At 70.2% G+C, this 19392-nt stretch carries 23 protein-coding genes; 13 read left to right on the forward strand and 10 right to left on the reverse strand.

Going from position 1 to position 19392, the window contains the following annotated elements; genetic code table 11:
* Positions 1-91 precede the first annotated feature (91 nt).
* Complete coding sequence (locus ACSC1Q_RS06980) at positions 92-1081, reverse strand: AraC family transcriptional regulator (protein ID WP_436757821.1); 990 nt, start codon at positions 1079-1081, stop codon at positions 92-94.
* A gap of 324 nt (positions 1082-1405) precedes the next feature.
* Here ACSC1Q_RS06980 and ACSC1Q_RS06985 point away from each other — a divergent pair, with 324 nt between their 5' ends.
* Positions 1406-2383, forward strand: a complete 978-nt coding sequence (locus tag ACSC1Q_RS06985) for a dienelactone hydrolase family protein (protein WP_436757822.1) — start codon at positions 1406-1408, stop codon at positions 2381-2383.
* A 116-nt stretch (positions 2384-2499) separates the two neighbouring features.
* Here ACSC1Q_RS06985 and ACSC1Q_RS06990 read toward each other — a convergent pair whose 3' ends face one another.
* Positions 2500-2940: a VOC family protein gene (locus tag ACSC1Q_RS06990; protein WP_436757823.1), complete on the reverse strand. Its 441-nt coding sequence runs from the start codon at positions 2938-2940 to the stop codon at positions 2500-2502.
* Positions 2941-3355: 415 nt separating this feature from the next.
* On the opposite strand from ACSC1Q_RS06990, the gene ACSC1Q_RS06995 reads away from it, so the two are divergent.
* The 5 genes from ACSC1Q_RS06995 to ACSC1Q_RS07015 are packed head-to-tail and all read left to right on the forward strand — an operon-like array spanning position 3356 to position 6407.
* Complete coding sequence (locus ACSC1Q_RS06995) at positions 3356-4579, forward strand: styrene monooxygenase/indole monooxygenase family protein (RefSeq protein WP_436757824.1); 1224 nt, start codon at positions 3356-3358, stop codon at positions 4577-4579.
* A 9-nt stretch (positions 4580-4588) separates the two neighbouring features.
* Positions 4589-5071 (forward strand): flavin reductase family protein, encoded by a 483-nt coding sequence (locus ACSC1Q_RS07000; RefSeq protein ID WP_436757825.1) that lies wholly within the window; start codon positions 4589-4591, stop codon positions 5069-5071.
* A complete protein-coding gene (locus ACSC1Q_RS07005) occupies positions 5055-5351 on the forward strand; it encodes a helix-turn-helix domain-containing protein (RefSeq protein ID WP_436757826.1) in 297 nt (98 codons plus the stop codon). The genes ACSC1Q_RS07000 and ACSC1Q_RS07005 overlap by 17 nt, the downstream gene beginning before the upstream one ends.
* Positions 5352-6125, forward strand: a complete 774-nt coding sequence (locus ACSC1Q_RS07010) for an alpha/beta fold hydrolase (protein ID WP_436757827.1) — start codon at positions 5352-5354, stop codon at positions 6123-6125. It begins immediately after the preceding gene.
* Between the two features lie 36 nt (positions 6126-6161).
* Positions 6162-6407: a hypothetical protein gene (locus ACSC1Q_RS07015; protein WP_436757828.1), complete on the forward strand. Its 246-nt coding sequence runs from the start codon at positions 6162-6164 to the stop codon at positions 6405-6407.
* Between the two features lie 146 nt (positions 6408-6553).
* On the opposite strand, the gene ACSC1Q_RS07020 is transcribed toward ACSC1Q_RS07015, so the two are convergent.
* From ACSC1Q_RS07020 to ACSC1Q_RS07035, 4 genes are read right to left on the reverse strand one after another with little or no spacing between them, the layout of a single operon-like run.
* Positions 6554-6958, reverse strand: a complete 405-nt coding sequence (locus tag ACSC1Q_RS07020; protein ID WP_436757829.1) for a hypothetical protein — start codon at positions 6956-6958, stop codon at positions 6554-6556.
* A 56-nt stretch (positions 6959-7014) separates the two neighbouring features.
* A complete protein-coding gene (locus tag ACSC1Q_RS07025) occupies positions 7015-7875 on the reverse strand; it encodes a helix-turn-helix domain-containing protein (RefSeq protein WP_436757830.1) in 861 nt (286 codons plus the stop codon).
* A complete protein-coding gene (locus ACSC1Q_RS07030) occupies positions 7876-8412 on the reverse strand; it encodes a DUF6879 family protein (protein WP_436757831.1) in 537 nt (178 codons plus the stop codon).
* A gap of 3 nt (positions 8413-8415) precedes the next feature.
* A complete protein-coding gene (locus ACSC1Q_RS07035) occupies positions 8416-8685 on the reverse strand; it encodes a hypothetical protein (protein WP_436757832.1) in 270 nt (89 codons plus the stop codon).
* A 162-nt stretch (positions 8686-8847) separates the two neighbouring features.
* Between ACSC1Q_RS07035 and ACSC1Q_RS07040 the strand changes: the two genes are divergently transcribed.
* The 3 genes from ACSC1Q_RS07040 (at position 8848) to ACSC1Q_RS07050 (ending at position 11303) form a co-directional block, all read left to right on the forward strand.
* Positions 8848-9171: a YciI family protein gene (locus tag ACSC1Q_RS07040; protein WP_436757833.1), complete on the forward strand. Its 324-nt coding sequence runs from the start codon at positions 8848-8850 to the stop codon at positions 9169-9171.
* Positions 9172-9242: 71 nt separating this feature from the next.
* Positions 9243-10496: an RNA polymerase sigma factor gene (locus tag ACSC1Q_RS07045; protein WP_436757876.1), complete on the forward strand. Its 1254-nt coding sequence runs from the start codon at positions 9243-9245 to the stop codon at positions 10494-10496.
* A 171-nt stretch (positions 10497-10667) separates the two neighbouring features.
* The gene (locus ACSC1Q_RS07050; protein ID WP_436757834.1) at positions 10668-11303 is read left to right on the forward strand and encodes a maleylpyruvate isomerase family mycothiol-dependent enzyme; all 636 of its coding nucleotides are present in this window, start codon (positions 10668-10670) and stop codon (positions 11301-11303) included.
* Positions 11304-11496: 193 nt separating this feature from the next.
* Here ACSC1Q_RS07050 and ACSC1Q_RS07055 read toward each other — a convergent pair whose 3' ends face one another.
* Positions 11497-12003, reverse strand: a complete 507-nt coding sequence (locus ACSC1Q_RS07055; protein WP_436757835.1) for a carboxymuconolactone decarboxylase family protein — start codon at positions 12001-12003, stop codon at positions 11497-11499.
* 223 nt (positions 12004-12226) lie between these two features.
* Between ACSC1Q_RS07055 and sigJ the strand changes: the two genes are divergently transcribed.
* From sigJ to fdhA, 3 genes are all read left to right on the forward strand, one after another.
* Positions 12227-13225, forward strand: coding sequence for an RNA polymerase sigma factor SigJ (sigJ, locus tag ACSC1Q_RS07060; RefSeq protein WP_436757836.1), 999 nt, complete (start codon positions 12227-12229; stop codon positions 13223-13225).
* 249 nt (positions 13226-13474) lie between these two features.
* Entirely contained in the window at positions 13475-13873 is a 399-nt protein-coding gene (locus ACSC1Q_RS07065) for a hypothetical protein (protein ID WP_436757837.1), read from the forward strand.
* Between the two features lie 298 nt (positions 13874-14171).
* Complete coding sequence (gene fdhA, locus ACSC1Q_RS07070; protein WP_436757838.1) at positions 14172-15395, forward strand: formaldehyde dehydrogenase, glutathione-independent; 1224 nt, start codon at positions 14172-14174, stop codon at positions 15393-15395.
* Positions 15396-15439: 44 nt separating this feature from the next.
* Here fdhA and ACSC1Q_RS07075 read toward each other — a convergent pair whose 3' ends face one another.
* Positions 15440-16822 (reverse strand): APC family permease, encoded by a 1383-nt coding sequence (locus ACSC1Q_RS07075; protein ID WP_436757839.1) that lies wholly within the window; start codon positions 16820-16822, stop codon positions 15440-15442.
* Positions 16823-16843: 21 nt separating this feature from the next.
* Entirely contained in the window at positions 16844-17713 is an 870-nt protein-coding gene (locus ACSC1Q_RS07080; RefSeq protein WP_436757840.1) for a carbon-nitrogen hydrolase family protein, read from the reverse strand.
* Positions 17714-17815: 102 nt separating this feature from the next.
* Between ACSC1Q_RS07080 and ACSC1Q_RS07085 the strand changes: the two genes are divergently transcribed.
* Positions 17816-18562, forward strand: coding sequence for a FadR/GntR family transcriptional regulator (locus ACSC1Q_RS07085; RefSeq protein WP_436757841.1), 747 nt, complete (start codon positions 17816-17818; stop codon positions 18560-18562).
* A 130-nt stretch (positions 18563-18692) separates the two neighbouring features.
* Here ACSC1Q_RS07085 and ACSC1Q_RS07090 read toward each other — a convergent pair whose 3' ends face one another.
* On the reverse strand, positions 18693-19217 hold the full coding sequence (locus ACSC1Q_RS07090) for a ribosomal protein L7/L12 (protein ID WP_436757842.1): 525 nt from the start codon (positions 19215-19217) through the stop codon (positions 18693-18695).
* Positions 19218-19392: the final 175 nt, after the last annotated feature.

Raw genomic sequence — 19392 nt, forward strand, 5'->3', positions numbered from 1 at the left:
ATCGGCGGCCTGCCGGTCGTCGGCCGGGGGAGAGGGGAGACGGGAGACGGAAGGCAGGTGGCAGGCGGAGGGCGCGTACGGTCGAGGGGTGTCAGTCACCGCGCAGTGTCCGTGACGGCGCCTGGCCGTATCTCGCGCGGTAGAGGGCGGCGAAGCGCCCCTGGTGCGGGAAGCCCCAGCGGGCCGCCACGTTCGTCACGGTGCACCTGGCCGGATCACCGGCCGCCAGCTCGTCGTGCACCCTGCCCAGGCGCACGTCCCTGAGGTAGGTCATCGGGGTCAGCCCGAGATGGCGGCGGAAGCCCTCCTGGAGTGAGCGGCCGCTGACCGCGACGGCACGCGCGACGTCGTCGGTAGTGAGCGGCAGGTGGGCGTGCTCGTCGATGTACCGCATCGCCCGGCGCACCACCTTGGGCAGGGCGGGGGGCCGGGGGGTGGTCAGCCGCTCCAGATAGTTGGACGGCTGCCCGGTGAGCAGGGAGGAGAGCATGGCGTTCTCCAGGTGGGCGATCGCCAGCGGCTGCGCGGCGAGCCCGTCGCCGTGCTCGGCCTCCCTGACGATCAGGTCGGCCATCGCCCGCCAGGCCCGCGCCCAGCCCGCGGTCATGTCCACGCCCAGGTCGAAGACGAGCGGGTGGTCCAGCCGCTCCCCGAGCATCCGCTCCAGGGCGTCCTCGACGACCGGCCGGTCGAACTTGACGATCAGCTGGGGGCAGCCCGCTCCCCAGCGCATGTCGAGGTACTCCGACGGAGACGGCAGGGACGCCAGGTCCGGTGTCGACACGATCTCCTGGCCGCCGCACCGGATCAGGCTGCGCCCGGCCAGCGGGATCTGCACCAGGAAGAAGGATTCGAGCTCCCCCGGCTCGATGCGGACGTCCGCCCCGTAGTCCAGGTAGTTCACCCGCACGGTGCCCAGCCGGACCGAGTTGAGCCGCGCGGCGAGCCCGGAGACGTCACCGGCGAGCTCCAGCCGGTGGGGACAGAACACCCGGGCCACCAGCTCGCGGGCCTCGTCGAGGTCCGCGGTGTCGAAGACCGGCCTGTTGCCGAGCGGGACCGGTCCTCGCGTCTCGCCCATCGACACTCCAGCCCTCTGCCCGTACGTCACCGCACGCGCCGTCGCGTGCGTACGGCGACGCGAGATCGCGCACGGCCGATTCCCGCATGGTCTACCTGCCGGACCCGGCCGACTATGGAGAAATACGCAAAGCCGCCGTGGAGCGTGTCCAACAGCGGACAGGCCTCACGGGCGCGCGGAGCCCACACGGCCGGCTGGCCGGAAGTGCCGACGGGCGCGCTGCGCTCGCGCGGGTCACCGCCGGGTGGGGGGCTGGCCCGGTTTTCGGAAGGCGCGTGGCCCGGCTTTGCCGTGGCTTTCATCCGCCGGTCCTACCGTGTGCTGGTGACGTCTTTTCACCGGTACCTCGCGGAGGAGGTCGCGGTCGACCACGCGGAAGGGCTCATCCCCCGGCGCGAGGCGCTGCACCGCCTCACCCTTCTCGGGCTGGCGGCACCCGCCGCGGGCGCGCTGCTCGCGGCCTGGAACACCGGAGGGAAGAGCGCCACCGTGTCGGCCGCCACGGGACCCGGCGCCGGTGCCGGTACCCCTACCGCCGTGAGACCCGGTGCCGGATCCGGTACGGCGACGGCGTCCGCCACGCCACCGGACGGCGCGTCGCCCGCGGGACCCTCGCCCCTGCCGACCGAGGAGATCATCTTCTCCGGCACCGAGAGCGGCGTCACTCTCAGGGGCGCCTGGGCGGCGCCCGCGCAGCCGCGGGGCGCGGTGCTGGTCGTCCACGAGAACCGAGGGCTCACCGATCACATCCGGTCGGTCGCCGGGCGCCTGGCGGCCGACGGCTACTGCGCGCTCGCCGTCGACCTGCTCTCCCGCGAGGGCGGGACCGCCTCCTTCGCGGAACCGGCGCAGGCCACCGCGGCGCTGGGCGCCATCTCCCCCGAGCGCTTCGCCTCGGACCTGAAGGCCGCACTGGGCGAGCTGGAGCGGGGCGCCCCCGGCAGGAGGCTCGGCGTCACCGGCTTCTGCTTCGGCGGAGCCATGACCTGGCTGCTGCTCGCCTCGGACGAGCCGCGCCTGTCGGCGGCCGTCCCGTTCTACGGGCCGCTTCCCGACGACGCCGACCTCTCCGGGTCGAGGGCCGCCGTCCTCGCGATCTACGCCGAGCGGGACGGCCGGGTCAACGCCACTCGCGACGAGGCCAGGACCGCCCTGGAGAGGGCGGGCCTGGAACACGAGATCGTGACGTTTCCCGGTGTCGACCACGCCTTCTTCAACGACACCGGCCCGCGCTACGACGCCGGTGCCGCCGCCGAGGCGTATCGGCGCGTCCTGGACTGGTTCGGCCGCCACCTGGCCTGAGCGCCCCGCGTCCCCCGCGCTCCAGGGTTCGTACGTGGCGGTGGGCTGCGGTCGCGTACGCGACCGGCGGTCCGGCGCGCCTCCCCGGTACGGGTGCCCGGACGGTTCGGCGGCCTTCAGCCGAGCTGCTGGGCCAGTCCGACGACGATGCCCTCGGGGCCGCGGACGTAGCAGAGCAGATAGCTGTCCTCGTATCGCGCCAGCTCGCCGACGAGTTCGGCGCCGTGGGGGCGCAGGCGGGCGACGACGTCCTCGACGTCGTCGACGGCGAACATGACGCGACGGATGCCCAGCGTGTTCGCCGGAGCGTCCTTGGGCCCGGCGCCGATCGCCTTCGGCGTGTGGAACATCGCCAGCTCGATCCGGCCGTGGCCGTCCGGGGTCCGCAGCATCGCGACGTCCTGCCGCACGTCGTCGATCCCGATGACACGCTCCACCCAACGTCCCTCGACCGGTGCCCTGCCCTCCAGTTCCATGCCGAGTTCGACGAAGAACGAGACAACGGCGTCGAGGTCGTCGACAACGATGAGGACGTTGTCCATCCGCTGGATCGGCATGCTGGGTCTCCTTGGTGCGGTACGGCCACGGTGGCCGCGTCCGTCCCGGGACGGAGCCGCCGGGCCGTTCTCGACATCCTCCGCGGCCTCTATTCGAGAACCTCCCGGCGTGGTGGTGCCCGTCACGCGCCGGTCGTACCGCGGTGTGCGGGGGCCGTGTCATGGGGACGACGACCGGACGCCCGCGCACCGGCCTCTCGTGCCGCTCGGCGGATCCCGCGGCGGTTCCGCGATGTTCCGGCGGCTCCGGGAGGGCTCTCGGCAGGCCCGGGGGAGGGTTCGCGCCAGGTGGATGGAACCCGCGCTGAGCGGATGGCACGGGCGGTGACGGCCGTCGTACCTTTTCACCAGGCGCCGCTCGATCGTTCTCCCGCTTCCTCGAAGCTCTCGTACTCTCCTCGAAAGGACACTCGCCATGCGCAGGATCCTCGTCGTCGGCGCCGGTCAGGCGGGCCTCCACCTCGCCCTCGGCCTGCTGCGGAACGGCTACGACGTCACCGTCGTCTCCAACCGGACCCCGGAGGACATCCGTGGCGGCCGGGTCATGTCCAGCCAGGCCATGTTCGGCACCGCCCTCGGCCACGAGCGTGACCTCGGCCTGGACCTGTGGGCGGACGGCTGCCCGCCGATCGACGGGATCCAGTTCGCGGTGGCCGGTCCCGACGGCGACCCGGCGATCCACTGGGCCGCCCGGCTCGACGCCCCGGCCCGCTCGGTCGACCAGCGGCTGAAGATGCCCGCCTGGATGGCCGAGGTGGAGCGGCTCGGCGGGAAGGTCGTCATCCACGACGCCACCGTGGAGGACCTGGAGGACTACGCCGCCCAGTACGACCTGGTCCTGGTCGCCGCGGGCAAGGGGCCGATCGCCTCGCTCTTCGAGCGGGACGCGCCGCGCTCGCCGTACCGCGCCCCGCAGCGGGCCCTGGCCCTCACCTACGTCAACGGCCTCGCGCCGCGGCCCGGACACTCCGCGGTGTGCTTCAACGTGGTCCCCGGGGTCGGCGAGTACTTCGTGTTCCCCGCGCTCACCGTCACCGGCCCCTGCGAGATCATGGTGTTCGAGGGCGTGCCCGGCGGGCCGATGGACTGCTGGGCGGACGTCAGCACCCCCGCCGGGCACCTGGCCACGAGCAGGCGGATCCTGGAGACCTTCCTGCCCTGGGAGGCCGAGCGCGCCGCGGGCGTCGAGCTCACCGACGAGGGCGGCGTCCTGTCCGGCCGCTTCACCCCGGTCGTGCGCAGGCCGGTCGCGACGCTCCCGTCGGGCGCCCGGGTCCTGGGCGTGGCGGACGTGGTCGTGCTCAACGACCCGATCACCGGGCAGGGCTCCAACAACGCCGCCAAGTGCGCGGCCTCCTACCTGTCCGACATCCTGGAGCGCGGCGAGCGGCCGTACGACGCGGAGTGGATGGAGCGGGTCTTCGAGCGCTACTGGCGCGACGCCCGGCACGCCACCACCTGGACGAACGCGCTCCTCGCGCCCCCGCCGCCGCACGTGCTGGAGATCCTGGGCGCCGCGGGCGGGCTGCCCGAGGTGGCCTCCCGCTTCGTCAACGGCTTCGACGACCCCTCCGACTACGCCGGCTGGTTCCTGGACCCGGCGGGCGCGGCCGAGTACCTGGCGCGGGCCGGGAAGTGAGGGGCCGTCATGAGATCCCTGCGCGACGCCCTCGGGCAGTTCGCCACCGGGGTGGCGGTGGTCACCGCCGCCACCCCGCGAGGTGACCGGCTGGGCGTGACCGTCAACTCCTTCACCTCCGTCTCGCTCGACCCGCCGCTGGTCCTGTGGTGCCTGTCCCGGCGGGCTCCCAGCGCGCCGGCCTTCGCCGAGGCCGGGCGGTTCGCGGTCAACGTCCTGGCCGCCGGGCAGGAGCGCCTGTCGCGGCGGTTCGCCACGCCGCTGCCCGACAAGTTCGCCGGGGTGGAGACCCGTCTCGCCCCGGGCGGGGTGCCGGTGCTCGCCGGGAACGTCGCCCACTTCGCCTGCCGCGCGGTGGCCACGTACGACGGGGGCGACCACCTGATCTTCGTCGGGGAGGTCGAGCACTTCCGGCGCGAGGAGGGCGAGCCGCTGGTCTTCCATTCGGGCGGCTACCGGGCGTTCTCCAGAGACGGTGACGCCGCCCATTAACGCGACCGACGACCGGGTGCTCGGCGGCCGGCAGATCGACGCCCTGATGAGAGGCGAGCCCCGTCCGCAGCCGGGACTGCTGGAAAGCGCGGACCGGCAACGAGAAGTTCTCGCACTCCTTGTGAGGGGACTCAGCACCCGGGAGATCGCCGAAGTGATGCGTATCGCCCCGAACACCGTCAAGACACACCTGAAGCACATCTACGCGAGATTCGGTGTCTCCAGTCGAGGGCAGGTGATGGACCTCCTTCGAGGGGGAGGGCCTCCGCCCACGCAGTGAGTGATCAGGGTTTCCCCCTGGTGGGAATGGCGCGGCGCCTCGGCGCTGGCCGACGAGCTGCACGAGGTCCTGGAGGCATCCGGAGAGCCCGGCCCCTACCTGATCGTCGGCCACTCGATGGGTGGGGAGATCGCCCGTTTCTACGCTGCCCGCCACCGCGACCAGGTCGCGGGGATGGTGCTGGTCGACGCGCCTTCCGAGCGCATGACCTGGATGGCCGAGGAGTTCGGCCAGTGGCGGTACGGGCCCCTGCGACACTGGCGGCAAGCCCTCACCTACGCCCTGACGCCGTGTGGCCTGGTCCGCGCCCGGCTGCGTCTGGCGATCCGAAGGGGCCGGGAACCGGACCTGCTGCGCCGGCTGCGGCAGCGCGTCCCGGCCGAACTGGTCGAGCTGGGCCTGGCGCTGGAACTGACCAGCGGGCAGCGCCGCGCGGAGGTCCAGGAGGACCTCGGCCGGACGGGAGTGGTCACGGCACTGAAGGCTGAGCGCACGCACTTCGGCGGCATGCCGCTGACGGTCATCTCCAAGGCCCCGCACCCGGCCCCCGGCACCTACTACTACGAATACCTCGCCGGCCGGTCGCCTGACGTTGCCGAGCGCTACAACCGCGTCTGGGCACGCATTCAAGCCGACCTGGCCGGCCTGTCCGACGACAGCACGCTGATCGTCGCCGAGCGGGCCGCGCACAACATCCAGATCGACGAGCCCGAGCTGATCGTGAAGGCCGTCACCGACATGTGCCACAAGATCCGCGACCATCAGCACCCGTAGGCGGCGACCAAGCCGGCCAACGAGCAGGGGTTCACGATGTCCCAGACCATGACCGAGCCGGACCTGATCACCCACTCCCCGGACGGCGAGTCGCGCGGGCTGATCCTCCGGGCCGGCGACGTCTTCCCGACGCTGCCGACCCGGCACGTCTTGTCCGCTCCGGCCACTTCTGCCGGTGACGCCCGGATCACCGCGGATTCCTCCTGTTCGGCGTCGGCCCGCCTCGACCGGCGTGATGGTGCGCCTGCAACCGGGCTATCGCGCTGTCCACGAGCCTGCTGAGTTCTCTCAGATCGCGTGCCTGGCGCGCTCGCTCCCCGGCCTCCCAATTCTCGATGGCCGCGTGAGTGGTGGGGAGGTTTCCGGTCGTGACCCTGATGTCTCGCCCGTTGGCCTCGCGGGTGGCCATGTCGCCGAGGATGTGCCAGTCACGTACGGCCACGGCCGTCCCCCCTCGTCGCCGCGAGAACCAGGTCCACCACCGCGTGCGGCTGGTCGGCGCTCACCGTCTGGGCCGCGACACCCGCCACGGGCAGGCGGACCAGGTAGCAGCCGGAGCGCGACCCCACGGTCACCGTCGCGACCATCCGTCCACCGTCGCCGTACGCGACCAGCTCCGGCGCGTGGCGCCCGCGCTCCGCCAGGGACAGTGGCCTGCCGTCCTGGGACAGCTTCAGGGTGATCGTGTGAACGGCGCGGGAGCGAACTCGCTCCGCCGCCAGCAGCCGCTGCACGACCGCCAGGGCCCTGTCGTGTTTCTCCCCCGTCGCGCTTGTCACCGGCTCGGCTGAGCGCTCTCCGGTGAACCGCGCGGTCGTCTGTCCGAGTGTCATGCCAATGACGGTAAGTAGCGAACGTCAGGGAGGCCAAGAAGTTTTCTTGAGTTTGCTCACTCTGAAGGCTTGTTGGTCAGCCGCGAGACTTCTTGGGTGATCAAGGAGCTTGCCTCGCGGCCGTAGACAGCAGATCTGGAAAATGCCTCGAACGCCTTTATGTACAGCTCTATCTCGTGGGGCTGTGTTATTTTCAGCTCGGCTGAATGGGTCTCGACCAACACCATTCGCTCGTCAAAAATCCAATACCCGTGCAGTGGTGTGACCTCAAATACCGCACGGACAGGAACGATGCCGATCCGAAGCCTGGGCAGGGTCATAAGGGTCAGCAGGCGCTCAAGCTGGTCGATCATTATTTCGCGCTCTGCGCCGTGGGTCTGCATAGCTGCATGGCCGATGATCATATGAAAGCGCCGGTCTCCTCGATAGAGAACCTTCTGGCGCTCCATGCGTGCCTGTACTCCGCTATCCAGATCATCTGGAATATCGTAGAAATCTATCGCTTTAGAAAAAATCAAACGAGCATATTCGGCCGTCTGGAGCAGGCCGGGGATCATGATGGGCTGAAAAACCCGGAAAAGATATGTCTCCTCCTCCCAGGCGATCGATCCTTCTTGGCGACGCTTGGTTCCGGACCGGAGTTGGCGTCGCCACTCAACATACTGAGTCTCGATATTTCTGACGGCAGCTATCAGGTCTGAAACGTGACGTTCAAAACCGGTATGCAGGCACCATGCGTGAATGTCGGCCTCGCTTGGTGCCTGCTTTCCATACTCTATCTTCGAGACCTTGCTGGATTGCCATCCCGCAAGAGAGGCTAGCGTGCGACCGGTCAGTCCTGCGTCTTTCCGTAGGTCGCGGAGCCGTGCCCCGAGGGCCTCGCGGGCCTGGTTCGCGTTACCGGCCAAGATTTCCACTCACACTTGGTTCAGGGATTCGATGAACTCTTGGCGGGTCAGTGAGTTTTGCCAGGCGACTTCGCGCCAAGCCTTGTGTTCTTCTATCCTTGAGGAGTCCGTGATGACTTCCGCCCCAAGAAGGCGGTCATCGTCATCGAAATGAAGCAATGCTATCCGATTCGAATCGAACAGCCACGCGTCGAGTTGCGGCAAGCCAAGATCAATCGCTTGCTCGCGGTCCATGTATCGGATCTCCTCTCCGGCGGCCAGGTTTCCCTGGACACTCCAGAGCGCATAGCGTGAGTAATCCTTCAGGGGAACGGTCACGATCCGCACCCTCTGGAATCGCCTGCCCTCCGAGGTCTTCGCCCTGATGAATTCGAGCCATGGACGGGATCGGATGTACTCCAGATCAGGGTCACCGTTCATGAACCTTTTTATGGCATCCTTCTCGTCGAATGAGTTGTGGCGGTCTCGCGACTCCTGGCGGTAAGCGGTATGCGTGAACGAGTCGAACAGGTTTTGAAAGTCCTGTCCAACCACAAGGCTTGCCATTGTTCACTCCGTGAAATACTTGATCAGTTCCTTGGGAATCTCCACCGCGGTTTCGTCCGAGGCCAGGTCCCGGAGTCCGCCCAGCGCGTCAGCGTCAGAGACGATCGTGCCTTGCACGACGTAGGTGTCACGGTCGGTCGCGTAGACGGTGGGGCAACCACCGTCGTCCGAGGTCGTACCCGGGAAGCGTAGCTTCATGATCGGCCTTTCGGGTAGCGTTGCCGAGGTTTTCTCGGTTTCTGCGATCCGCGGTCGCGAATCCCGCAGCGTCAAGCCTTTTCCGAACATTCGCTGGGATCGGCGCAACGTCGAAGCCGGTGCTGGCGACAAGCCGGACAATAGCCGTCAATTGCGAAAACCAGCAGGTCAACGCCTACTGAGCGGTGATTTTGGTGATTGCTCGATGAGATCGCGACCTGTCTAGCATGGAGGGTTATGAAATACATGCTGCTGATCTGTGGTGACGAGACCGCGGAGGCCCATGCCCAGGACGGGTGCGGCGGATGGTCCGAGGAGATGGAACGTCGCGGGGTGTTGCGGGGTGGCGCCGGGCTGCGGCCACCGGCCGACGCCACGACCGTGCGGGTGCGTGACGACGCGGTTCTGCTCTCCGACGGCCCGTTCGCCGAGACCAGGGAGCAGGTGGGCGGGTTCTGCATGATCGAGTGCGCCGACCTCGACGAGGCCATCGAGATCGCCTCGAAGCACCCGGCCTCCGGCTACGGCTCGATCGAGATCCGGCCGCTCCTGCCGTCGTGACCGGGAACGGCATGACCGGGGATGGGGTGGCCGGGGGCGGTGTGACTGGAAACGGCGTGACCAGGGGCGGGATGACCGGGGACGGTGTGGCGGCGGAGGTCGAGGAGGCGGTCGCCCAGGCGTTCCGGGACGAGTGGGGTCAGGTCGTGGCGACCCTGATCCGGGTCACCGGCGACTGGGACCTCGCCGAGGAGTGCGCGCAGGACGCCTTCGCGGCGGCCCTGCGGCACTGGGCCGGGGACGGGGTCCCGCGCAGACCCGGCGCGTGGCTAACCACGGTCGCGCGCAACCGCGCCGTCGACCGGCTGCGCCGCGAGGCGGTCGGTGCCGCCAAACTGCGAGAGGCCGCCGCCATGTCGTACGAACCCGAACCCGCCTGGCAAGACGACGGCGTGCCGGACGACCGGCTGCGGCTGATCTTCACCTGCTGCCATCCTGCGCTGGCCCTGGAGGCCCGGGTCGCGCTCACCCTGCGCACCCTGGCCGGGCTGACCACCTCGGAGATCGCCAGGGCGTTCCTGGTCGGTGAGCAGACGATGTCCAAGCGCCTGCTCCGGGCCAAGCAGAAGATCAGGCACGCCGGGATCCCGTACCGGGTGCCGCCCGCGCACCTGCTGCCGGAGCGGGTGCCCGCCGTGCTGGCCGTGCTGTACCTGCTGTTCAGCGAGGGATACTCGGCCACGGCGGGCGCCGATCTGCTGCGGCGCGACCTCAGTGCCGAGGCGATCCGGCTGGCCCGCGTCCTGACGCGGCTGATGCCCGACGAACCCGAGGCGGTGGGGCTGCTGGCGCTGATGCTGCTGCACGACGCCCGCGGCGCCACCCGGCTCGACGCGGCCGGTGACCTGGTGACCCTGGAGGAGCAGGACCGGGCCCTGTGGGACACCGCCGCGATCACCGAGGGCGAGGAGTTGCTCGCCCGCGCCCTGCGGCGTGGCCACCCGGGCCCGTACCAGGTGCAGGCCGCCATCGCCGCCTGCCACGCCACCGCGACCGACGCGGCCGGTACCGACTGGGCCCAGATCGCCGCGCTGTACGGGCGGCTCGCGCGGTTCACGCCGTCTCCGGTGGTGGAGCTGAACCGGGCGGTGGCGGTGGGGATGGCCGCCGGACCGGCCGCGGGGCTGGAACTGGTGGAGGCGCTGCGGGAGTCGGGGGCGCTGGCCGGATACCACCTGCTGCCCGCTACGAGGGCCGACCTGCTGCGCCGCCTGGGCCGCGCCGCCGAGGCCGCGTCCGCCTACCGCGAGGCGCTGGAGCTGGCGGCGACCGACACCGAACGCCGTTACCTCGGCCGCCGGCTCGCCGAGGTCGCCGGTCCGTAGTCCAGGGGTTGTGGTCCCGGGGGTGTCCGATGGCGCCGGGCTCGTTCGTCGGTAGGGCGAACACCTTCCCGGAACTCCCGGGAACCTGGAGAAGAGGACACCGATGGACACTTCAATGGACGCGGCGACTTCGCGCGCCGCCGCCGGGGTCGCGCGATCGGGGGAGCGGCGATGACGAAGGTCACGGAGAGCGAGGTCAGGAAGGCGATCGCCGCCGAACGCCGCGACCTGGCGGACGTGCTCACCGGCCTGCCGGAGCGGAGGTGGGACGAGCCGACCCTGTGCGCCGGGTGGCGGGTACGGGAGGTCGTGGCCCACATGACCATGCCGTTCCACTACTCGACCCCGCGCTTCGTGATCGAGATGCTCAGGTCGCGGGGAAACTTCGCCAGGATGGCCGACCGGTGCGCCCGGCGCGACGCGGCCGCCCTGTCGTCCGGCGAGCTCGCCGCGCTGATGAGGGACAACGCGGACTTCGCGTGGAAGCCCCCGGGGGGTGGCTTCGAAGGCGCGCTGACCCACGAGGTGATCCACGGCCTGGACTTCACCCTGCCGCTCGGCCTCGACCGGCACGTCCCCGAGGACCGGCTGCGCATCGTCCTGGGCGGCTTCGAGGCGGAGAAGAGCCTGAAGTTTTTTGGGGTCGACATCCGGGGGATCGAGATGCGCGCCGATGACGTCGACTGGTCCATCGGGGACGGGACGCCGGTGTACGGGGCGGCGCAGGATCTCGTCCTGGTCCTGTGCGGCCGGAAGCTGCCGGAGGGGCGGTTGCGCGGCGAGCCGAGCCACCGGTTCGTCGTGTAGAGCCCACTCGTCGTTCGGCCCGGCCCTGGCCCTGACCCTGGTTTCGGCTCCGGCTCCGGCTCCGGCCCCGGACCGGGGCCGGGGCCGGGGCCGGGGTCCGGTCTGGACGTGGTTTGGCTGTGGTTTGGCCCCTGCCCGGCCCTGTCCGCCCCGGCCTTTTCGGGCCGGACAGGCATTCGCAGCGGGAGACGCGCTACCTGCTGTAGTTCTTCCCGGGCGCCCTACCGGGGATCGGCCTGGCGATGAGAGCGACGGGGATGAAGAAGCAGATCTGGGCGATCGCCAGAGTGAGTGTCCAGAGCGCCTTGTCGTCGTAGTGGGTGGATGCCCTGGCGTACAGCTCGTCGGGGACGCGCTCCCCGAACGGGTTCGAGGTGAGGACGGCCTCCACGAGCTCCAGCGCGGCTCGTTCGGCGCCGGTGAAGTAGGGGGCGTCCCGCCATGACGCCACGGCGGTGATACGCTCCTCCGTCTCCCCGGCCTTGCGGAGGTCGCCGGTTTGCCGGACGGCGTGGTAGGTGCTGCCGACGATCTGCCCGGCGCGGAGCTGCACCAGGCCGATGGTGGTCTGCGGGATCGAACCGTTCCGGGTGGCCTTGGACATGGCTCCGGCGATTTTCGCCATCTCGGGGAAGAACTGGAGGGGGTCGGGCAGACGTGACTGGATACCGTCGTGCTTGGTCGTCGTGGTCGTGGACATGGGGTTTCCCCTTCTCGATCTCATCGGCGGTGTTTTGAGGCTCGCGACCCGGTGGGGTTGGTCCTCCCGCGCGAAGTGGCCGGTCGCGGGGACGATCACCGTTCCGGTACGGGTTCCGGACAGCGAGTGGTGTCCCGGTAGTCCGACGAGACAGCCCCTGGGAACGTGAGGCGGCGCGTCGGCCTCACATTCCGGAGGCTTGTCTCGTCGATCCGGTGAGGGCATGAGGGCAGATGCGACCAAGGGAGCCGGCGACACCGTGAACACCCACCCCGGCCAATCCGAGCCGAGAGACGGCCGGTTCGATCCGGGCCTGAGCGCGATCATGAGCGAGCGGCGTCAGCTGATCAACCTTTCCTACCGGCTCCTGGGCTCCCTGTCCGACGCCGAGGACGTCGTCCAGGAGACGTACACCCGCTGGTACGCCATGTCCCGGCAGCGGCAGGAGGCCATCGAGTCGCCCGGTGCCTGGCTGACGACCGTCGCCGGCCGCATCTGCCTGGACCTGCTCGGCTCGGCACGGGCCAGGCGCGAGCGCTACGTGGGCGAATGGATCCCCGAACCCCTGCCCGACCGTACCGAGTGGGTCAACGGTCGGCCGGGCGGCACCACGGCCGACCCGGCCGACCCGGCCGACCGAGTCACCCTGGATGAGTCGATCACCATGGCCTTTCTCGTCGTGCTCGACTCGATGACCCCCGCCGAGCGCGTCGCGTTCGTCCTGCACGACGTCTTCCGCCACTCCTTCGCCGAAGTGGCCGAGATCGTCGGCCGTACCCCGGCGGCCTGTCGCCAACTGGCCTCCTCCGCCCGCCGTCGCATCCGCGTCTCGCGGGCCCCCGCGACCCCGGCGGCCCAGCGCGCCGACATCGTCAGAGCCTTCAAACAGGCGTGGGAGGCCAAGGACATCGACGCCCTCGTCGGCCTCCTCGACCCCGATGCCACCGGGACCGCCGACGGCGGCGGCCTGGTCAGCGCCCTGCTCCGCCCGATCGAGGGCGGCGAGCAGATCGCGCGCTACGCCGTCGGCCTCGTCGGCAGGGTGCCCGATCTGACGATCCTGGAGCGTACGGTCAACGGTCAGCCCGGTCTGGTGGTCCAGCAGGACGGCGTCACCGTGGTGGTGATGGCGTTCGACCTCGCGGGCGACCGGATCAAGCACCTCTGGGCGGTGCGCAACCCCGAGAAACTCCGCCCCTGGACGACGGAGCCACGGCACTAGGGGACCCACCGAGCCGGTCAATGCCGCAGACGACCTGGTGCTGTCCAAGACCACCGCCCGCTACGGCCGAAACGGTGCAGCTTCTTCGAGGCGAGGCGTTCACCGGCGGCCGGCACGGTGGCGCCTCCGATGGTGTGGGGACAGTCGCCTCACATTCCCGGCGGTTGTCTCGTCGGACTACTGAGACACCGTCCACCGCGCGGATCGTCGCGGTCCTCACCCCATCTCGCAGCCGTCAAGGAGTCACCCATGTTGTCGCGTATCGCGATCACCCTGCAAACCCTGGCCCTCTTCGCCGCGCCGGTCACCGCCGGACTGTTGTTGTCCTCGCCCGGCGGACGGGCGTCGCACAGCGTCGCGGCGTACGGGGTGTTCACCGTGGCGGTGTCGCATCTGGTCATCGCGATCCTGGTGTGGCGGCCGGGCGGCGGCTCGCCCAGGCCCATCCTGTACGCGGCCGGGTTCCTGGGCCTCACGCTGGCGCAGATAGCGCTGGGTATCGCGGGCCTGAAGACCCTGCACGTCCCCCTGGGCGTGCTGATGTTCGGCTTGAGCGTCCTTCAGCTCAGCCGGCTCTGGCCGGTTGCCGCCGGCCGGAGCGGTGGTGACGTTCACGCGGCATCCGACGCGGATCCAGCGAGGGCCTGATGAGGATCCGATGAGGGCCTGACGGATGGGGATCCCGCCGGGTGGAGCCCCGGCAGATAGAGCCCCCGGCGGATAGGGACCTCCGGTATCGCGACGATCGCCCGATGGGGTGGGGGAGGATCCGGTTGGGTGCGGCTCCCCGATATAGCCGTGACCAGCAGGTATATGGTGAAAAAAGGTGAAAAATCATATTCGGTTTGGATCGGTCGTCACCGTTCCCTCACGTCCCCCACGGGCGACAACCGGCCGTCCCGCAGGCGTCGCGCGGAAGGGCACCACGAGGAGACAGGAGGACGTCATGCCGAGCAACAAGGTCGTCGCGTACCAGGGGCCGGGCAAGGTGGAGGTCCAGGAGATCGACTATCCCGGGTTCGAGCTCAAGGAGGGGCCCGGGGTGCCTCCGGCGAACGTGGGCCGCAAGGTGCCGCACGGCGCGATCGTCAAGACCGTCGCGACGAACATCTGCGGCAGTGACCAGCACATGGTCCGTGGCCGCACCACCGCCCCCGTCGGGCTCGTCCTCGGCCACGAGATCACCGGCGAGGTCGTCGAGACCGGCCCGGGCGTGGAGTTCACAAAGGTGGGCGACCTCGTCTCGGTCCCCTTCAACATCGCCTGCGGCCGCTGCCGCAACTGCAAGGAGGGCAAGACCGGGATCTGCGAGAACGTCAACCCCGAGCGGCCGGGCGGGGCGTACGGCTACGTCGACATGGGCGGCTGGGTCGGCGGGCAGGCGCAGTACGTCCTGGTGCCCTACGCCGACTGGAACCTGCTGAAATTCCCCGACAGGGACCAGGCGATGGAGAAGATCCTCGACCTGGCCATGCTCACCGACATCTTCCCGACCGGCTTCCACGGCTGCGTCACCGCGGGGGTGAAGCCGGGATCGACCGTCTACGTCGCCGGAGCCGGACCGGTCGGGCTCGCCGCGGCCGTCTCGGCGTTCCTCCTCGGGGCGGCCGTGGTGATCGTCGGCGACCTGAACAAGGAGCGCCTGGAGCAGGCCCGCAGCTTCGGCTGCGAGACCGTCGACGTGTCGCGGGGCGAGCCGCAGGACCAGATCGAGCAGATCCTCGGCGAGCCCGAGGTCGACTGCGGCGTCGACGCCGTGGGCTTCGAGGCCCACGGCCACGGTGACGACTCCGGAAAGGAACAGCCCGCCACCGTGCTCAACTCGCTCATGGAGGTCACCCGCGCGGGCGGCGGGCTCGGCATCCCCGGCCTGTACGTGACCGGCGACCCGGGCGCCCACGACGAGGCGGCGAAGCGGGGGTCGCTGTCCATCCGGCTCGGCCTCGGCTGGGCCAAGTCGCTGTCCCTCGCCACCGGCCAGTGCCCTGTCATGCGCTACAACCACTACCTGATGCGGGCGATCCTGAACGACAGGGTGCGGATCGCCAAGGCGGTCAACGCCGTGACGATCCCGCTGGACCAGGCGCCCCAGGGGTACGCGGACTTCGACCAGGGCGCCGCGTCCAAGTTCGTGCTCGACCCGAACGGTGTGCTCGGCACGACCGGCTGAACCGGACCCGCTTCACGGGAGCCGGGAGCCGTACCCGGAAGGCGCTACCTGAGCAGGCGCGGGTCGTGGCCGATGCCCTCGGTGGCGGGCGCCTCCTCGGCGAACTCCAGGTCGGGCGGCGGCCGCCGGAACATGCGGGTGAGGTAGGCGAGGTAGATCACGCCCAGGCCCAGCCAGATCAGGCCGAGGGTGACGGCGTGCGCGTCGAGGCGGCTGAGCAGCCACAGGTTGACCCCCGCCCCGATCGCCGGGACCAGGACGTACGGCACCACCCCCAGGGCCCGGCCCGCGCGGCGTTCCCTGAAGTAGTGGGCGATGACGCTGAGGTTGACGAAGGCGAAGGTGGTGAAGGCGCCGAAGTTGATGAACGACGTGGAGGTGGCCATGTTCAGCCACAGCGCGATCAGGCCCGCCGCGCCGGTGATCACCAGGCCGAACACGGGCGTACGGCATCGGGGGTGGAGGTAGCCGAACACCCTGCGGGGCAGCACCCCGTCGCGCCCCATCGCGTACAGCAGTCGCGAGGTGCTGGCCTGCGCGGCGAGGCCGGAGGCGAACTGGGCGACGACCAGACCGGCCAGGAAGACCGCGCCGAACAGGCTGCTGCCGATCATCCTGGCGAGGCCGAAGGCCGCCGAGGAGGAGTCGTCGAAGAGGCCGCCGGGATGCACGAGCTGCGTGAAGTACGCGACCACGATGAAGATCGTGCCACCGGCGAGCGCGGTGAGCAGGATCGCCCGGGGGATCGTCCTCTCGGGCTCGATGGTCTCCTCCGCGAGGGTGGTGACGGCGTCGAAGCCGAGGAGGGCGTAGGCGGCGATGGCGGCCCCCGCCGCGACGCCGGAGACCGTGGTGGCCCGGTTGTCGAACGGCGCCAGGTCGAACAGCGCGGCGGGCCCCCACGAGCCGGCCACGTAGCCGATCGACAGCAGCACGAAGAAGAGCAGCACCGCGATCTGGAAGGTCATCAGCAGGAGGTTCACCCGGGCCGCGATCTTGATACCCACGAAGTTGAGCACGGTCGTCACGGTGATGAACAGGACGATCCACACCCACGAGTGGACCGCCGGGAACTGCGCCGACAGGTAGGCGCTGCCGATCAGCCAGATGACCATGGGCAGGAAGAAGTAGTCGAGCAGCACCGCCCAGCCCACCAGGAAGCCCGCCCGCGCGTCGATGGTCCGCCGCACGTAGGTGTAGGCGGATCCGGCGATCGGGTAGATCGCGGCCATCCTGCCGTAGCTGAAGGCCGTGAACAGCATGGCCACCAGCGCGAGCGCGTACGCGGCGGCGGTCGCGCCGCCGGTGGTCTCGGACACGATGCCGAAGATGCCCAGGACGATCAGCGGCGTCATGTAGGCCAGGCCGAACAGCACGACCTCGCCGAGCGTCAGAGCCCGCCTCAGAACTGGTCCCTTGGATGGCATCGTGAGGTTCTTCCCGAAGAGTCAGCCCCCCGCTGGAGTCCAGCGCGAGGGATCGATTCGTCCCTGGTAGAGGGGGAGGTCTATCGGCGGGTCGGCCTCGGTGAACTGCTCCCAAACGCGGTTGAGGCCGGCGGTGCCGTATCTGCGGACCCGCGTGACGTCGTCGAGGTCGAGGACGTCGGTGAGCACCGTGGCGGCCTCACCCGCCTCGGCCCTGACCCGGCCCTCGGGGTCGGCGACCAGGCTGTGCCCGGTGCCCACCGGGGCGGCCGTGTTGACGCTGACGACGTACACCTGGTTCGCGATCGCGTGGGCGCGTGCGAGCACCAGCTCCTGGGGGCGGTCGGAGGTCGTCGTCATGGCCGGGGCGACGATCACCTCCGCGCCCATCCACGCGAGATGGCGGGCGACCTCGGGAAACCAGATGTCGTAGCAGATCGCGAAGCCGACCCGGCCCGCCTCGGGGACGTCGAACACCACGAAGCGGTCCCCGGGCCGGTGCGGCTCGTACGGCCGCCAGGGGAAGATCTTCCGGTACGAGGCGGCGAGCCGGCCCTCGGGGGAGAAGGCCAGGGCCGTGTTGTAGAGCGCGCCGCCGGGCCCGCGCTCGCAGACGCTGCCGGGCACCAGCCAGATTCCCAGGTCACCGGCGAGCTCGGCGAGGGCCTTCGAGCGCGGCCCGTCCAGCGGTTCCGCGGACGCCTCCAGCTCGGCGGTCCGCTCGCTCGCCGGGCCGCGCGTGCCGTGCAGGTGGAGCTCGGGGAAGACGGCGAAGCGCACCCCCGGGAAGCGCCCGGCGAGCTCCTCGACCTCTCGCGCGAAGCCCGAGATCGGCTCCCCTGCCTGCCGGGGAGCCGCCTGGGCGAGCGCTATGGAGAGGGGACGCGACATGGCACACCTGCTTCCCGGCTAGGGAATGAAAAATATCTCATTATGAGCACTTATCGCAATTTTGATCATTATGACCTGTTTTTTGGCTAGTACCGTGGTGGCATGTCGTCCGGCAGCCCCCTCATCGTCCTCAAAGCCCCCGCCCTGGTCGGCATCCGGCGGCTCAAGGCGCTCGATACCGTCCGCGCCCGCATCGCGATGGCCGTCGAGCTGGGCCTGCTGAAACCCGGGGAGCGGCTGCCGCCCGCCGGTGACATCGCCCGCGCCCTCGGGGTCGGGGAGATCACCGTACGGAGGGCACTCGTCTCACTCTGTGACCAGGGCATCCTGGAGCGGCGGCGCGGGCGCGGCGGCGGCACGTTGGTGTCCGAGCGGCCCCCGCCCGGCGAGGTGCGTGAGATCGAGGCCTACCGGTCGGCCGCCGCCGACGTCCACCGGCTGATCGACCAGCGGCTGCTCCTGGAGTGCGGCATCGCGCACCTGGCCGCGACGCGCCCCGGCCCGCACCCGCTGGGGCAGCTGGAGGAGCTGGAGCGGCTGGTGGCGTGCATGGACCGCGCCTCAAGCTGGGCCGAGTTCCGCACCTGCGACGAGCGCTTCCACATGGAGGTGGCCGCGGCCACCGGCCTGCCGTCCGCGGTGGAGCAGTACGGCGCGGTCGTCCGCGAGCTCTACCGCTACTACCTGCCCTTTCCCCTGGACTACCTGCGCGACTCCAACCGCGGGCACGCCGAGCTCGTCGCCGCCCTGGCCGCGGGCGACCCGCTGAGGGCGGTCGAGATCACCCGAGGTCACGTCGAGGTGCTGCACCGGACCATGTTCGTCGGCGTCGAGGACCAGCGGGGCTGAACGCTTCGGGGCTCTGGGGAGCCCGGGAGGCTCAGGAAATTCTGGGAGCCCGGGGAGCCCGGGAGGACTCGGGGAGACCGGAACGGGCTCGGGAGGGCTCGGCGGGGTTCGCCGGGTTTCGCTCAGGGGCTCAGAGGGTGTCGACGAACAGCTCGGCCTCGCGCTCGCCCATGCCGGTCTCACCGCGCACCAGGTAGACGGCCTGCTCGGCGCGACCGGCGGCCTTGAGGCCGCGCACGCGAGTGGCCAGGTCGGGACCGGCGGCGGCACCCCCGTCACCCGGAGCACCTGCGGCACCCGTGGCAGCGGCGTTCGGCGGGACCACGGGGTGGGCGGGACGGAACCGGGCCATGGCCGGATGGCTCCACATGTCGTGCCCCGAGGCCACGGCGTCGACGACCGTCTTGGCCTCCTTCAAACCGAGCCCGGTGTACTGGCGCAGCTCCTTGATCGCCTGGATCTTCTGACCCTGGCGCGTCAGCCGGGTGACGGTCTCGTACAGCCCCTGGGGCGTCGGCGGCATGAGGGGCGCCCGGCCGCCCGAGACCGCGCGGCCCGCCTTCCTGACCGCCATGACGGCACCGACGATGATCACCAGGACCACCGCGAGCAGAACGGCGAGGATCAACAGTTCAATGGGTCCGAGGTTCGGCATGCCCGCATCGTACGCCGGACCCGCGCGGGTAGCGCGAGGCTGCGACGAGTCGGCGATTCAGAGTGGGAGGCGATGACGAGTCAGCACGGGAAGCGGTGACGAGCCGGAGCGGGAGGACCCCCTCCTTCGCCGCCCGCCGGAGCGGGAGTCCTCCGGCCGGTGCCCGCGGCCGGGG

The organism is Streptosporangium heterodermiicola (assembly GCF_051390675.1).
Classification (GTDB): domain Bacteria; phylum Actinomycetota; class Actinomycetes; order Streptosporangiales; family Streptosporangiaceae; genus Streptosporangium.

What these genes read in the sequence shown, in the direction of transcription:
- ACSC1Q_RS06980 (WP_436757821.1), bottom strand. Translation starts at nt 1,081, where the DNA reads ATGGGCGAGACGCGAGGACCGGTCCCGCTCGGCAACAGGCCGGTCTTC.
- ACSC1Q_RS06990 (WP_436757823.1), bottom strand. Translation starts at nt 2,940, where the DNA reads ATGCCGATCCAGCGGATGGACAACGTCCTCATCGTTGTCGACGACCTC.
- ACSC1Q_RS06995 (WP_436757824.1), top strand. Translation starts at nt 3,356, where the DNA reads ATGCGCAGGATCCTCGTCGTCGGCGCCGGTCAGGCGGGCCTCCACCTC.
- ACSC1Q_RS07000 (WP_436757825.1), top strand. Translation starts at nt 4,589, where the DNA reads ATGAGATCCCTGCGCGACGCCCTCGGGCAGTTCGCCACCGGGGTGGCG.
- ACSC1Q_RS07015 (WP_436757828.1), top strand. Translation starts at nt 6,162, where the DNA reads ATGTCCCAGACCATGACCGAGCCGGACCTGATCACCCACTCCCCGGAC.
- ACSC1Q_RS07020 (WP_436757829.1), bottom strand. Translation starts at nt 6,958, where the DNA reads ATGACACTCGGACAGACGACCGCGCGGTTCACCGGAGAGCGCTCAGCC.
- ACSC1Q_RS07030 (WP_436757831.1), bottom strand. Translation starts at nt 8,412, where the DNA reads ATGGCAAGCCTTGTGGTTGGACAGGACTTTCAAAACCTGTTCGACTCG.
- ACSC1Q_RS07040 (WP_436757833.1), top strand. Translation starts at nt 8,848, where the DNA reads ATGAAATACATGCTGCTGATCTGTGGTGACGAGACCGCGGAGGCCCAT.
- ACSC1Q_RS07045 (WP_436757876.1), top strand. Translation starts at nt 9,243, where the DNA reads ATGACCGGGGACGGTGTGGCGGCGGAGGTCGAGGAGGCGGTCGCCCAG.
- ACSC1Q_RS07050 (WP_436757834.1), top strand. Translation starts at nt 10,668, where the DNA reads ATGACGAAGGTCACGGAGAGCGAGGTCAGGAAGGCGATCGCCGCCGAA.
- ACSC1Q_RS07055 (WP_436757835.1), bottom strand. Translation starts at nt 12,003, where the DNA reads ATGTCCACGACCACGACGACCAAGCACGACGGTATCCAGTCACGTCTG.
- sigJ (WP_436757836.1), top strand. Translation starts at nt 12,227, where the DNA reads ATGAGGGCAGATGCGACCAAGGGAGCCGGCGACACCGTGAACACCCAC.
- ACSC1Q_RS07065 (WP_436757837.1), top strand. Translation starts at nt 13,475, where the DNA reads ATGTTGTCGCGTATCGCGATCACCCTGCAAACCCTGGCCCTCTTCGCC.
- fdhA (WP_436757838.1), top strand. Translation starts at nt 14,172, where the DNA reads ATGCCGAGCAACAAGGTCGTCGCGTACCAGGGGCCGGGCAAGGTGGAG.
- ACSC1Q_RS07075 (WP_436757839.1), bottom strand. Translation starts at nt 16,822, where the DNA reads ATGCCATCCAAGGGACCAGTTCTGAGGCGGGCTCTGACGCTCGGCGAG.
- ACSC1Q_RS07080 (WP_436757840.1), bottom strand. Translation starts at nt 17,713, where the DNA reads ATGTCGCGTCCCCTCTCCATAGCGCTCGCCCAGGCGGCTCCCCGGCAG.
- ACSC1Q_RS07085 (WP_436757841.1), top strand. Translation starts at nt 17,816, where the DNA reads ATGTCGTCCGGCAGCCCCCTCATCGTCCTCAAAGCCCCCGCCCTGGTC.
- ACSC1Q_RS07090 (WP_436757842.1), bottom strand. Translation starts at nt 19,217, where the DNA reads ATGCCGAACCTCGGACCCATTGAACTGTTGATCCTCGCCGTTCTGCTC.